At 51.7% G+C, this 13,084-nt stretch carries 15 protein-coding genes and 2 pseudogenes; 4 read left to right on the forward strand and 13 right to left on the reverse strand.

Annotation, left to right across the window (positions count from 1 at the left end):
* Nucleotides 1–18 precede the first annotated feature (18 nt).
* From LA360_RS28485 to LA360_RS28510, 6 genes and pseudogenes are all read right to left on the reverse strand, one after another.
* The gene (locus LA360_RS28485; RefSeq protein WP_022200744.1) at nt 19–1,077 is read right to left on the reverse strand and encodes a molybdopterin-binding protein; all 1,059 of its coding nucleotides are present in this window, start codon (nt 1,075–1,077) and stop codon (nt 19–21) included.
* A gap of 186 nt (nt 1,078–1,263) precedes the next feature.
* Nucleotides 1,264–1,767 (reverse strand): nucleotidyltransferase family protein, encoded by a 504-nt coding sequence (locus LA360_RS28490; RefSeq protein WP_242857940.1) that lies wholly within the window; start codon nt 1,765–1,767, stop codon nt 1,264–1,266.
* On the reverse strand, nt 1,740–2,291 hold the full coding sequence (locus LA360_RS28495; RefSeq protein ID WP_022201903.1) for a CoA-transferase: 552 nt from the start codon (nt 2,289–2,291) through the stop codon (nt 1,740–1,742). The genes LA360_RS28490 and LA360_RS28495 overlap by 28 nt, the downstream gene beginning before the upstream one ends.
* A pseudogene (locus LA360_RS31730) lies at nt 2,284–2,538 on the reverse strand (helicase-related protein); the annotation flags it as partial. The pseudogene LA360_RS31730 and the gene LA360_RS28495, both read right to left, overlap by 8 nt.
* An 81-nt stretch (nt 2,539–2,619) precedes the next feature.
* Entirely contained in the window at nt 2,620–3,309 is a 690-nt protein-coding gene (locus tag LA360_RS28505; RefSeq protein ID WP_002584311.1) for a YoaK family protein, read from the reverse strand.
* A gap of 101 nt (nt 3,310–3,410) precedes the next feature.
* Nucleotides 3,411–3,908, reverse strand: coding sequence for a CarD family transcriptional regulator (locus tag LA360_RS28510; RefSeq protein ID WP_002593450.1), 498 nt, complete (start codon nt 3,906–3,908; stop codon nt 3,411–3,413).
* Nucleotides 3,909–4,172: 264 nt separating this feature from the next.
* Between LA360_RS28510 and LA360_RS28515 the strand changes: the two genes are divergently transcribed.
* Nucleotides 4,173–4,463 carry a DUF2325 domain-containing protein gene (locus LA360_RS28515; RefSeq protein WP_002575462.1) on the forward strand — a complete coding sequence of 97 codons (291 nt, stop codon included), beginning with the start codon at nt 4,173–4,175 and terminating at the stop codon, nt 4,461–4,463.
* Nucleotides 4,464–4,472: 9 nt separating this feature from the next.
* Here LA360_RS28515 and yqeB read toward each other — a convergent pair whose 3' ends face one another.
* From yqeB to dapA, 3 genes are all read right to left on the reverse strand, one after another.
* Nucleotides 4,473–5,300 carry a selenium-dependent molybdenum cofactor biosynthesis protein YqeB gene (gene yqeB / locus LA360_RS28520; RefSeq protein WP_112482541.1) on the reverse strand — a complete coding sequence of 276 codons (828 nt, stop codon included), beginning with the start codon at nt 5,298–5,300 and terminating at the stop codon, nt 4,473–4,475.
* Nucleotides 5,301–5,327: 27 nt separating this feature from the next.
* Nucleotides 5,328–5,717 (reverse strand): winged helix-turn-helix domain-containing protein, encoded by a 390-nt coding sequence (locus LA360_RS28525; RefSeq protein ID WP_057572492.1) that lies wholly within the window; start codon nt 5,715–5,717, stop codon nt 5,328–5,330.
* 185 nt (nt 5,718–5,902) lie between these two features.
* Nucleotides 5,903–6,826, reverse strand: coding sequence for a 4-hydroxy-tetrahydrodipicolinate synthase (dapA, locus tag LA360_RS28530; protein ID WP_022201906.1), 924 nt, complete (start codon nt 6,824–6,826; stop codon nt 5,903–5,905).
* Nucleotides 6,827–6,950: 124 nt separating this feature from the next.
* Here dapA and LA360_RS28535 point away from each other — a divergent pair, with 124 nt between their 5' ends.
* The 3 genes and pseudogenes from LA360_RS28535 to LA360_RS31735 all read left to right on the forward strand — a co-directional run.
* Nucleotides 6,951–7,799: a dipicolinate synthase subunit DpsA gene (locus tag LA360_RS28535; RefSeq protein ID WP_022201907.1), complete on the forward strand. Its 849-nt coding sequence runs from the start codon at nt 6,951–6,953 to the stop codon at nt 7,797–7,799.
* Nucleotides 7,800–7,816: 17 nt separating this feature from the next.
* The gene (locus LA360_RS28540; RefSeq protein ID WP_022201908.1) at nt 7,817–8,401 is read left to right on the forward strand and encodes a dipicolinate synthase subunit B; all 585 of its coding nucleotides are present in this window, start codon (nt 7,817–7,819) and stop codon (nt 8,399–8,401) included.
* A 69-nt stretch (nt 8,402–8,470) separates the two neighbouring features.
* Nucleotides 8,471–8,566: pseudogene (locus tag LA360_RS31735) on the forward strand (GNAT family N-acetyltransferase); the annotation flags it as partial.
* Between the two features lie 280 nt (nt 8,567–8,846).
* On the opposite strand, the gene LA360_RS28550 reads toward LA360_RS31735, so the two are convergent.
* The 4 genes from LA360_RS28550 to LA360_RS28565 all read right to left on the reverse strand — a co-directional run bounded on the left by LA360_RS28550 (nt 8,847) and on the right by LA360_RS28565 (nt 13,072).
* A complete protein-coding gene (locus tag LA360_RS28550; protein ID WP_002593449.1) occupies nt 8,847–9,680 on the reverse strand; it encodes a carbohydrate ABC transporter permease in 834 nt (277 codons plus the stop codon).
* Between the two features lie 14 nt (nt 9,681–9,694).
* On the reverse strand, nt 9,695–10,573 hold the full coding sequence (locus LA360_RS28555; RefSeq protein ID WP_022201909.1) for a carbohydrate ABC transporter permease: 879 nt from the start codon (nt 10,571–10,573) through the stop codon (nt 9,695–9,697).
* Between the two features lie 63 nt (nt 10,574–10,636).
* Nucleotides 10,637–12,073: an ABC transporter substrate-binding protein gene (locus LA360_RS28560; protein WP_089776102.1), complete on the reverse strand. Its 1,437-nt coding sequence runs from the start codon at nt 12,071–12,073 to the stop codon at nt 10,637–10,639.
* 33 nt (nt 12,074–12,106) lie between these two features.
* Nucleotides 12,107–13,072, reverse strand: coding sequence for a uroporphyrinogen decarboxylase family protein (locus LA360_RS28565; protein ID WP_002584630.1), 966 nt, complete (start codon nt 13,070–13,072; stop codon nt 12,107–12,109).
* Between the last annotated feature and the right edge of the window lie 12 nt (nt 13,073–13,084).

Raw genomic sequence — 13,084 nt, forward strand, 5'->3', positions numbered from 1 at the left:
TTCCTTTCAAACGGTTTGTTACATCCCCTTGCCGAACCCGCAGTTGGGGAAGGTGCATTCCGGACAGTTAAGGCAAAGCCCGCCCTGGCCCAACGCGGCCAGATCATCCGCCGTCACCTGGTCATCCGCCATGATTCTCGGCAGGACCAGATCAAATATGGTACGCTTGGCATACATGACGCACCCCGGAAGTCCCATGATGGCAACCGTACGGGGATTTTCCCCATCCCTGACCTGGTAATAGGCCAGCAGGAACATGGCTCCCGGAAGCACCGGCGCTCCGTATGATACGATGTCCGCTCCTGTGTTCCGGATGGCAAGCGGCGTCTTGTCGTCCGGGTCCACGCTCATGCCGCCCGTACAGACAACCACGTCCGCGCCCTTTTGTATCATGTCCAGGATGCTGGCCGTCACCTTGGTATCGTCATCGTTCCACGTCACATGGTCAATGACCTCTGTGTCAAACTCCGAAAGCTTTCCCCGGATCACAGGGGTGAAGGTATCCTGGATACGGCCGTAAAACACCTCGTTGCCCGTTGTAACGATACCTGCCTTTTTATGTAAAAATGGTTTCAGCTCCAGGATGGGACATCCCCCTGTTGCCTCTGCGGCCGCCCTTTTTGCCGCCTCCATCTTTTCTTCCTCAATCACAAGAGGGATGATTCTGGTCCCTGCCAGCTTATCCCCCTTCTTCACTGCAAAATTGCCGTGACGGGTGGCTATCATCATCTGTCCGAATCCGTTTACCGCCTTAAGCCCCCGGTTATCCACCTTCAGAAGGCCGTCACATGCTGCCGTCAGCTCAATCTTTCCTTCCTTTGCCTGGGAACGCTCCATATTCTGCCCTTTGCACATGTCACAGAGAATCTCCGCCGCATCATTCTCATGAAGCATTCCATCCTCCTTCTCCCATACATAGAGCTGGTCCTTTCCCACACTTAAGAGGACCGGTATGTCTTCCCTGGTGACCACATGGCCCTTACGGAATACCGCATCCTTTGTCACGCCCTTAATAATCTGTGTGATATCATGGCACAGTACGGTGCCCTCCGCATCCACTGTCTGAATCAGTTTCATTCTATTTAACCTCCGCCCGTTATTTATTTTTTCAAATAACGCATTACATATAGAATAGCACCAGCGTTCGATTTTGTAAAGATAGATACACTGCAAAACTGGAATTTATATGGGTTTTCATAGTCTTTTAAGGCGAAAATGGCCGGGCGTTCCATCTCTGCGGCACACCTGACCATTTCCACACCCCTATGAGGTCATTCCTATTGAAATACGGAAATGTATCATTTTAGGGCTTTGTTTCTGTATCTGACTGTAATCATTCCAGTATCTGAGACTCATATAATCCTGAGGCGTATCCGCATCCAGATAAATTCCCGGATCCTCCACCTCCAGTTCCGTAATCGGCACCCCCAGGCGCTCCATGGCTCCCTTGAGCCCTCCCCCGCCCCTGTAGGCGCAGATATCCGGCACCAGCCGTGAATCCGCCCGGACCGGATGGCCCGGACGGCCGCCGCAGACCGGGCGCACCAGGGCGCCCGGGCATTCCATCACCTGTTTAAAGGCGGCCTGCTCAATCAGCGGGACGTCCGCAGGCGTGATGAGGATTCGGCCGCACAGCTCGGCAGCCCTGGATATCCCCAGTTTGACCGAATCAAACATCTGGCCGGAGGCATAATTTTCATTGCGGACAAACATGATATCCAGGGGCCGCAGATAATCCATCAGCTGGTCCGCTTTATATCCGGCCACAATGATAACCGGAGAGGCCCCCGCTGTCTTAAGATTTTCAATGGCCCTTTCCCTTCCTTCTTTGTCTTTTCGTTGACCATGGCCCCGTCGTATCTGGGGTCCATGAACGTGCCCAGTCCCACCTTTGTCAGAAGGCCCGGGAATCCGCGCCCCATCTCCCTCCAAATCTGCCCCACCACTCCCAGTGGAATGTTGTAGGCCAGAATCTTGTTGTCCACGATTTGCTTTGTCACCTTAAAGGAACATCCCGCATGGCCGTGTATGCTGCATGAAAGCAGTCCGTCGTGGGCCAGCGCACACTCTCCCCGGCAGGTTTTGCCGTCCTCAGACATACGGCCGAAATCCCCCTGACCCGCCCCGTGGATATGGGTGATGCCCGACGGGTGTCCTGTTTCCATAAATCTGTTCTCAATGGCAAGCCCTATTTCCTCCGGCCAGCCTGTCATTCCCTGGACCGCCGAACCGATAACCGCGCCGTCCTGTACCAGCTCTGCCGCCTCTTTCACTGTTATGATTTTTGCCATTTCTCCCGGTCCGACCAATCCGGTGCACATAAGCCTCCCTTCCCATGGGGAAATTGTAGTTCACCACCAGGCTGACGTCCTCAAAATCAATTCCCCTGGCAGCCACATCCGCGGCAATCAGGTACCGGAACCCTACCCGCCTGAATGCGTCCACATTTTTAAGCCGTTCCTTCTGCTCCATCTCACCGTGAATCATGCCGCAGAATATCATGGAACGCTCCGGGTTTTCCTTCATAAGAACGCGCTTGTCAATGGGAAAGCCGCCGAATCACAGCCGGTACCTTCAGCCGTTTTTTCCATATATCTACATTTCTTTGGGAGGCAGCTTTTACACATGCCCGCCTTCTATATCTTCTTTTACAAACATGATCAGGAAGCTGACCAGCAGCAGCCCGCAGCTGACCCATATGGTGCGCTCCCTGAGATGGGCCGTAAGCACACTGCCCATGACGGCTCCCACCGCAAATATGCCGATAACTCCGTAATAGCGGATACATTTATCGCGATGGTCCTTTTGGCCCGTGTGGCGGTACCAGTACAGGTTTTCTGTGGCGCTGCGCAGATTTCCGATGCACATGGTGGTGGCGTAGGGGCTTCCCTTGATTTTCCTGAAGGCATTGACCTGAAGGGCGCATACGAATGAAACAATGATATTGGCCGCCATATTCATATCCTGGGGCAGAAATCCCACCACAAAAAGAAGGATGATTTCAATGGCCACAATCAGCTGCCTCCAATGAAATCTCCTGTCCTGCCGGTGAAGCCGTTTCACATGCTCCGCCATGTACACTCCGCCTGCAAAGGCCAGGACAGGAGCCAGATACCGCAGGGCCACGTTCCACTCCCTGGCAGCCAAATGGCTCCCCATGAGCACGATATTGCCTGTCTGTGCGTTGGCAAACACATTTCCCCTGCAGTAATACGTATAAGCATCCTGAAAGCCTCCGGACAAAGTCAAAAAAATACCCGTTGACACAGCCTCCGACATCTGTCCACGGGTACCCATACTCTTTTCCATCTCTCCTGCCGCCTTTCCCAAGTTAAGAATCTGATTCTTTCAACTCAAGATTTTACCACAGTTCAGACTAAATTAAAATAGTTAAATGTTTCACAGATATATCACGATTCCCCAATCTGGCTGGTAATATAATCCGGAATCTCCTCCGGACAGATATCCAGGGCAGTGGCCAGCTCACCAAACAGCAGCTTCCGGGCGCTCTTGACGCCATCCCGCTCGCGGATGGACAGGGGCTTTCCCTTTCCTCTGCGGTGCTGCTCCATCTCTGATATCTCCTTAATCATGGATGCCAGTTCAACACAATCGCCGGACTCGAGAACCTGCCTGTATACCTGGGGTCTTTCCTTGTCGTTTGCATACCGCTTGCACGCAACAGACGGCAGGGCCAGTATAAACTGCTCTGCTTCCTGTCTGGTCATGATTTCCCTCATCTTTACCTTTGGGCTGTCTACCGGTATATAGATGGTTGTATCCTGGTCAAACTTTGGCACAAGGCTGTAATATACCTTGTCATTATTAGAGAAGTCAGGTTTCAATATGCCTTCCACCTGGCATACGCCTACGGTTCCATAGAGAATGTATTCTCCTTTTTTAAACAAATTCCCACCTTTCCGAACAGATACTGTTCAAGTGTTAACGGGGTATCTGTATAGTATATCACACCTTTCCCCATTTGTAAAATGCCGGCAGCCGGCAAAAATTCCTGTGAAGAGCCCTGATGCCAAAACAACACAAAATCGGCCCCGGAAATATGATAAACTTTCTCATGTAAAGGGCTGGACAATTTTACAAAATTATTGTATTATGTCATTACACAGTTAGTTGCAACTAACCAAATAGACACCACAAAAGGAGGATTTTACATGAGCGTTGTCATTATCGGAGGCCATGACCGCATGGTAAGCCAATATAAAAAGATTTGCAGGAATTACAAGTGTAAGGCAAAAGTATTTACCCAAATGAGCGCAAGCCTGGATAAACAGATTGGCAGTCCTGACCTGCTGGTCCTGTTTACCAACACAGTGTCCCACAAAATGATACGCTGCGCCCTGGACGAGGTGGGAAGCGGCACGGAGATTGTCCGCTGCCATACCAGCAGCGGCACAGCCCTCACAGAAATCCTGGAAGAAAAATGCGCGGTCTGTGCCGTATAGGCTTTCCAATCAATACCCCTGCTTCACCTCCAGCATCTGTAGGCCCTCCACCACGGAGCCCGCGATGCATCTGGCCTTGTCCGATATGGTGAAGCAGTTTTCATATTCACTTTTTCTGGGGTCTATATCAGCAATCTTAAATCCCTCCACTACCGGATACCCGTCTTTTATGATTCCCCTCAATAGCCCTGTAAGGGAAGCTTCCACCGTGACCTCGCCCTGTCCGGTCACAATGACGCCAATGGCCTGGCCCTGTTCCACCATATCCCCAATCAGGGCCTTGCCAAAGAAAATCCCCTTGGCCGGGGAATGAATGACCCTCTCAGCCCCATAGCCGCCGATAACTCCGGGAACTCCGGTATTGGGGGCTGCGCTTCCGTTTCCAATGATGCGCCCCAGATTGTGGCCTCTCATGGTCTCTATCACAAGGTCCACATCCTGTCCGGCTGTGAAGCCCGGCCCCAGTCCAATGGTCTTATCCGCCATATCTCTTGTGGTACCCAGGTTTTTCTTTGCCAGGATGGCATCCACCAGCGCCCAGGGCCGCACTTTTTCCAGCACCCCGCAGTTCTCGTCAATCATGACGGGCACTGCTCCCTGTTCCATGATGGTGCAGGCTTCATCGTAACCGGAAGCCTTGATGCAGGTGATTCCCTCCACCTCGGACGTACCGTCATATACTGCTTCGGAAAAGGCCACACATCTGCGGATTGCCGAGGGATACCCCGACTCCAGCACCAGCACCGGGTATCCGCAGCGGCAAAGCTTATGGATGGTACCGGTAGCAATATCACCGCCGCCTCTTACAATTACCAGTTGTTTTGTACGTTCCGTCATTTTACATCCATTTCCTTCCATCTTATATTATTCTTTTGCCAGCTCAGCAGATTGCTTCAGCTCTTCCACCCATTCCCGGGAAAAATGTTTTTCAAATAACCGGTCCAGTTCCTGCCTTGTCTCTGCCATGAAGGCGTCATATGCCTCCAACAGCCGGACAGCCTGAGGCGTAAGGGTTGAACCGCCACCGTCCCTTCCTCCAGTCTCCCGCTCCGTCAGCATGAACCCCCATGCCTTTTCCGACTCCTTTAACATCTTCCACGCTTTGCTGTAAGCCATGTTCATGGTCTGAGCCGCCCCCTGAAGGGAACCGGTGGATTCCACTCCCCTCAGCAGTGTTGACATGCCGGGTCCGAATGCCTTATTTTCAAAATATAATTTCAGTGATATCCCATAGTGAAGCTGATTCTGGTCCAATGATATGCCCCCCTTTTTCTGATTGGTTATATTTTTCAAAGAATAACGTCCTCAAAGATAAAAGCCGGGCAAACCATTATTAAAAGGCATCTGACATTTTCAGAAACACCCTGAAGCAATGGTTGCTGCCGGCTTTTGATTCTCTGTGCATAAAGCTCCAAACTGCTATTCTTTCACTCCCTTTATTATAGCAGATTTGTCTGATTATGCAATTCTTTTTTCAGACTGATTCCCTGCCGTTTCATGACCTCTGCCAGTCTCTCCCTCTGCTCCGGCTCCATGGGCGTCAGCGGAAGGCGCAGATCATCCCCGCAGACTCCCATCATGCAAAGAGCTGCTTTCACCGGTATGGGGTTTACATCCCAGAACAGGGCTTCCATGATTTCCAGAAGCTTAAGCTGCATCCGCCTGCTCTCCTTCACATCTCCGTCCAGGTACAGACGGCACATCTGATGTGTCTCCCTGGGCATGATATTTGCCAGCACCGACACCACCCCCTTGCCGCCCAGGGACATGATGGGGACGGTCTGGTCATCATTGCCGGAATAGATATCAAATCCCTCCCCGCACAAAGCCGCTGTTTTGGCAATCAGGGACAGGCTGCCGCTGGCCTCCTTTGTCCCCCGTATATTGGGATGCTCCGACAGAATCTTGTAGGTTTCCGGCTGGATGGTCACCCCGGTACGGCTTGGCACATTGTATAAAAGGATGGGTATGCTTACATGGTCCGCCACCTGGGTAAAATGGCGCACCAGCCCATCCTGGGATGCCTTATTGTAATAAGGCGTCACCTGCAGCAGGGCATCTGCCCCCAGCTCCTGGGCCTTTCTGGACAGCTCCACCGCATGCTCCGTACAGTTGCTCCCCGTACCCGCGATAACAGGAATCCTGCCGTCCACCTGCCTTACGGCATAGCGGATGACAGCCATTTTTTCCTTGTCGTCCAAAGTGGCCGACTCCCCGGTGGTACCGTTCACCACCACAGCGTCCGTCCCTTCCCTTATCATCCATTCCAAAAGCCTTCCAAAGGCGTCAAAATCAAGATTTCCATATCCGTTCATGGGCGTCACCACTGCCGTAGCGCTGCCCTCAAAAATACTGTGTCTCATAAACATAAGTCCCCCGATTCAATCATTATACTATGAAAATATGACAAACTCATCTTTATGGTACCAATTATTTCCTTCTGTCATATAGTGACAATATGAAACCAATCTCATAAGGAGCGTATCCATGCATCAATTCCTCATACTGGGCGGAGATTCCAGGCATATTTGCCTGAACCGGCTTCTAAGTCAGTCCGGAGCCAGGACCCTCTTTTACTATGACAGACCCTCTTCCCCCTTCTCTCTCAGAGAAGCCATGGAAGATTCCCATATCATCCTCTGCCCCGTTCCTTTTACAAAGGACGGTAAAACCATCTTCTCAGAAAACAGCCTGCCCGGCCTGGAAATACAAGCCCTCGCAGACTGCCTGAAAAACACCCATATACTTTTTGGAGGTAATATCCCTTCCTCTGTCAGGGAGCGCTGTGATTCCCTTTCCATTCCCTGCCATGATTTCATGCGGATGGAGGAGGTGGCATGGAGGAATGCCGTGGCAACCGCAGAGGGCGCCGTGGCAGAGGCCATAGCCTTAAGTCCGGTGAACCTTTACAGAAGCCGCTGCCTGGTAACCGGATACGGCAGATGCGCCTCCATTCTGGCCGATCGGCTGAAGGGCATGGGTGCCGGCGTAACCGTGGCAGGCCGCGATGCCTCCCGGCTGGTCCAGGCCCATTGTCTGGGATACGATACCTGCCTGTTAAAGGAACTGGAATCCGTCATAGGAGAGTTTGACTTTATATTCAACACCATACCGTCCCTGGTACTGGATGGTGCCCTGGTAAAACAGCTTCAGGAAAATGCGGCTGTCATCGACATTGCCTCCGCTCCGGGAGGGGTGGACTTCCAGGCCCTTAAACGCCGGAATATACGGGCCAGATTATGCCCCGGACTTCCCGGCCGTTACTCCCCCCATTCCTCTGCCATCATTCTTTATGAGGCCGTCATGGAGCATATCCGGGATTCACAGACTCAGTAAGAAATAAGGAGAACAATATGGAATTAAAAGGAAAACATGTAGGCCTGGCCGTCACCGGGTCTTTTTGCACCTTTGCAAAGATAGAACAGGAAATCAGACATCTGAAGGAGACAGGAGCCGTCCTGCACCCCATATTCTCAGGGAGCGTCCAGTCCACGGACTCCCGTTTTGGGGATACCGGCGAGTTTATGGACCGGATAACATCCATCACGGAAATGAAGCCCATACTAAAAATCGAGGAGGCCGAACCCATTGGTCCAAAGGGGTACCTGGATGTCCTACTCATCGCCCCCTGCACCGGCAACACCCTGGCAAAACTGGCCAACGGAATAACGGACACCCCGGTCCTCATGGCCGCGAAAGCACATCTGCGAAACGGCAGGCCCCTGGTGATTTCCGTATCCACCAACGATGCCCTGGGCATCAACCTTAAGAACATCGGCCTGCTGTTCAACATGAAGAACATCTACTTTGTCCCCTTTGGCCAGGACGACCCGGTGAAAAAGCCCACCTCCATGATTGCCCGTACCGGGCTCATAGAGAACACCCTGAAGGAGGCCCTGGAGGGCAGGCAGATACAGCCGGTTATACAAGGGGTGTAAGACCCTTTCACGGTAATAAAAATAAAGGTGATCGGAATCATACTGCTTAAGTATGAATCCGATCCTCACTGTCTGTGGGTATCCGGACAATTTAAGGGACATGGCTACTCAACCCTTTTGCTGGACGAATGTATCAGGGACAGTAAAGAAAAAGGAAAAAAAGGATTTGACAAAATAATTTCTTAACCTGACAGCGTCTAAAGACAACTATCCTGCCCCATCATCTCCCTGCACTGCTCCACCCCGCAATATTTCCACAAATCCTTCCGGGTCATATCTCTTCCCTCCTGGAACCCATGCCGGCTCCGGGCAGCGAACCGCTGTCCGTCCAGGCTTACTGCCTATGCAATATTCCTGAAAATGCTGTTGCTTTTCCTGTCTTTGCTTATGCCATAATCATAGGCAAAAAACATTGGATTGTCAATGTGCTTTTATACGCACCAGGTCATCCCTTAACAGCGCCCTCCATCATACCCGCCTTCTGGAACTTCTCCAGAATCAGGTACAGGATGATGATAGGTATGATAACCAGGGTGGTGCCCGCCAGTATAACGGGCCACGGGGTGGATAACCCCTCGCTGACCGGCAGCAGTGAAATCGTCACCATCAGCGTGTACTTTGCCTGCTTCCTTAAGTACAGCAGAGGCCAGAAGAAATCGTTCCATCTGGCAATCAGGGTGATGGCTCCCCATGAGGCCATGGCCGGCTTGATAACCGGGAGAATGATTCTGGTGAAGATGCCGAAGTCAGAACATCCGTCAATCCTGGCCGCCTCCACCAGTTCATCCGGCACATCTGTTATGTACTGGTTCATGTAAAAGATACCCACCGCAGTGGCAATCCTGGGGATTACCAAAGACCAGAGGCTGTTAATCAGTCCCACCTTCTTCATGATGATGAACAAAGGCACGCTTCCCACCTCCGGCGGCACCAGCATGGTGGCAATGACAAAGTAAAAAAGGAATTTCCTGCCCGGAAACCTGTACTTTGCAAAGGCAAAGCCTGCCAGGGCACAGAAAAACAGGGAGGTAATGGTTCCCATGATGGTGGTGAACACGCTGTTAAAGGCATTCTGTCCAACAGGAATCATTTCAAACAGGCGCTTAAAGTTTGCCATGGTGGGATTTGAAACCATCAGGGAATTGAATCCCGTAATGCTCTCACTGGCGCTCTTTATGGAAATCAGGCACATCCACACAATGGGAAACAGGCAGATAATGGTGATAAATACAAGTACGCCGTAAACCAGGACAGCAGACGTATTTTTCTTTCTGTTCATTTCATTCCCTCCTTCTATATTTCGCCCTGCTTGTGTCTTACCACAAACTGGATGATGGATATGACAATCAGAATAAGAATCAGGATAACGCCGATTGCCGATGCATAACCCATGTTGAATACATTAAAGCCTGACTCGTACATGTACTGGAACAGGGATGAGTTGGAGGTTCCCGGCCCCGGAAGAATATAGGATTCATTGAACAGCTTCCACATATCCACTGTCAGTGTGACGGAACAGAAAAACAGGATGTTCTTTAAGGACGGCAGGGTTATAAACCAGAACTGCTGCCACCCGTTGGCCCCGTCCACCGTGGCTGCCTCATAGTAATCCTTGGATATGTTAAGCAGTCCTGATAAGAGAATCATGGTAAACCATGGGGTATATCTCCAGACATTCAGGATAATGACCGGTATCTTTGAAAATGTGGTGCTGGTAAGCCAGGGGAGCCTGCTGCCCCCGAGCATTGTCACCAGCTCATTGACCAGGCCCACGTTTTCATCAAACAGCATTCGGAAAATAAGACCCATGGCAATGGCTGCACATATATTCGGAAGGAAGGTAGCCGTTTTGAAAAATGCCCTGGCGGAATTACTCTTTAAGTATCTGCTGTTTAATAGGGACGCGATGAGCAGGGCACAGCAGATAATGAATACCAGTCCGGTGAGCCAGTAGACCACTGTGTTGCCCAGGGATTCCCAGAACATATCGTCAATCAGCATTTTCCTGTAGTTGTCAAACCCGCAGAAATCCGGAGTCCCGATTCCCTTCCAGTTTGTCAGGCTGATGTAGAACGTCCATATGGTGGGCACCAGCTGAAATACAAGAAACAGGATAAAAAAGGGCATGATAAACAAATAGGGAGCCCTGTATTTTTTCAGTGCTTTTAACATTCGCTGCCTCCTCCTTAAGTTTTATAAAAGGCTCCCTCCTCGGGGCGGGAGCCTTTTCATGCATTACTGGCTGATTTCAGCCTTGCCGATCTTAGCTTTTAAGTTCTTATCCATGTTGGCGATGGCGTCGCTCATGGACTGGTTGCCTGCCACGTACTTCTCCAGCTCGGCAGAAATGATTTCATCTGCCTCCGCATCCTGAGGTGTCACCACCAGGTTTGCCGCGCCGTTCTCCAGGCACTTGCCCTCCATCTCGCGGAAGGACTGGCCGCCGTAGAAGTCAGATGGCTCTTTCCAGAACGGGTCTTCCAGCATTTCCCTGGATACAGGGTTGGAATATGGCGCGTTCTGTTCTTCCATGGAATTCACCCATACTTCCTTTGCCTGTGTGTCAAAGGTGAAATCATACCACATCTGGCGGAACAGCTCTGAGTAAGGATTGTCGCCCTTCTCGATGATGGCCATGTACTGGGATACAGGAGCGCCTGCCTTGCCAACGCCTTCAAACTCAGGAGCGGACATGACTCTCCACTGTCCCTTGGTGGCTTCGCAGTTCTTTCTCATGAACTCATCCCAGAAAGCGCCGATGCAGAACGTGGCTACCTGCTGTTTGTTGATGGCGTCGTAGAGAGCCGGTTCCATGATGGTTGTCTTTAACAGCAATCCCTCGGAATTCATGGTGTCCAGGGCGCCCAATGCCTTCTGCGTCCCTTCGTCGCTTCCGATTACAACTTCGCCGCTCTCATCCCAGATTTTAGCGCCTGCCGACGGCATAAGTCCTCTGCGGCCCCAGTATCTCCAGGTCTTGCTGGTTGGATCAATGTAGGAAAGGTAAACTTCCCCGTTACTCTTTTCCTTTAGCTGGCGTCCTGCCTCTATGTAGCCTTCCATGGTCTTCATCTGCTCCGCGTCCACGCCGTACTTGTCAAAAATCTCCTGGTTGTAAAACAGCACCTGGGGCCTTACGGAATCCGGCAGCGCGTAAATGCGTCCGCCGATGGTGGCGTCTGTGGCGGCTCCGTCTACCATCTTATCCAGTAGAGGAGTCAGATATTCCGTCTCATCCTTTAAGAGGCCTGCACCTGCCAAATCCATGATGGTTACAGGGTCCAGCATAGCTGCGTCGGGAAGGTCCTCGGTGGCTCCCGACAATGCTGTCATGGTAATCTTCTCGCGGATGTCCGCGGTTCCCTCTGTCTGGACAAACTCAATCTTCACGTCCGGCGCAATATCCTTGTGGTCCTCCAGCCATGTCTCAAACCACTGCTGCCTGTACTGCGGGTTTCCCATGGCATACACCACCAGGGTTCCCGCGGGATATACGGTCTTTTCACCGTCCGCTGCCTCAGCGCCCTCAGCCGTCCCGCTCTGGCCGCCCTGGGCGTTCTCTGCCTTGGATGCCGCGGTGGTGCCTGCCTGGTCGGTCTTGCCGCCGCAGGCCGCAAGAGAGCCCACCACCATGGATACCGCAAGTGCCATTGCTAACTTTCTGTTCATCATTCTCTGTTCCTCCTTTTGATATTCGCTGTTACATTATTCCCTGGCTGCCTCTACGGCTGCCTTTAAAAGGTCCATATCCTGTTCTGTGGCAAGGGTGCAGTCAGCTCCCAAAATGAAATGGGTTCTTCCGAAGTCCTCAATCACCTTCCTTGTCTCTTCCTTCACTGCCTCTGCCGGTCCGTCCACCAGTACGCCGTGACGGTTCGGCAGGCCGCCCATGATGGTTTTTCCCGCAAACATCTTCCGTCCGTCCTCTAAACTGAACGGCGCTTCGTATACGCCCCAGTTCACCACGTCCGCGTAGGGGCCGTAATCCTTATAGCGGTCCATGTTCAGCTGATCCTTGCAGATGTGGAGGAAGCAGTAGCCTCCCGCGTCCTTGATGGCCTTCATAATCTGCAGGTCAAAGGGCTTAATCCATTTATCAAATTCCTCATCCGTGAAGAACCGTGTTTCGCCGCCCAGGGCCGCATAATACACGCCGTCCACGCCCAGTTCAATGTATGTCCCGGCCAGTTCACACATCACGTCCGCAATACGCTTCATCCCTGCCAGTACCGTATCCTCATCCTCATGTAAAAGGCGGCAGAGCTTCTCCCTTACCTGATCGTATGTATAGTTGGGGTCCATCTTCTCCAGGGGATGGATGGCTGACGCCGTAATGCCGTGAAGGGTACCCAGGATAAATGCGTCCCTGCCGCATCCGGCCAGAATCTTCTTAACCAGCTCCACCTGGTCCTGCATGAAGCCGTCCTCCATGGTCATCTCTTTTACCATGCTGTAATCGGATCCATGGTTAATCTCTCCCATATAGGGAACCAGGTTCTCATTCATGATTTTAAGAATGTCCGTATCTGATTCCTCAAAAAATTTCAGATGAGCTTTTACGGCTGCGTCTCCAAAAGCTGATTCCTTAGGAAAATGCAGGGAAAAACCGCTGGGTATCTTGTCAACCTCTTCTCCCCGGATGGCTGCTGTCACTCTCTCTTTTTTTGTCATAGCTGTCTCCTC

It is taken from the genome of Enterocloster clostridioformis, from assembly GCF_020297485.1.
GTDB lineage: Bacteria > Bacillota > Clostridia > Lachnospirales > Lachnospiraceae > Enterocloster > Enterocloster clostridioformis.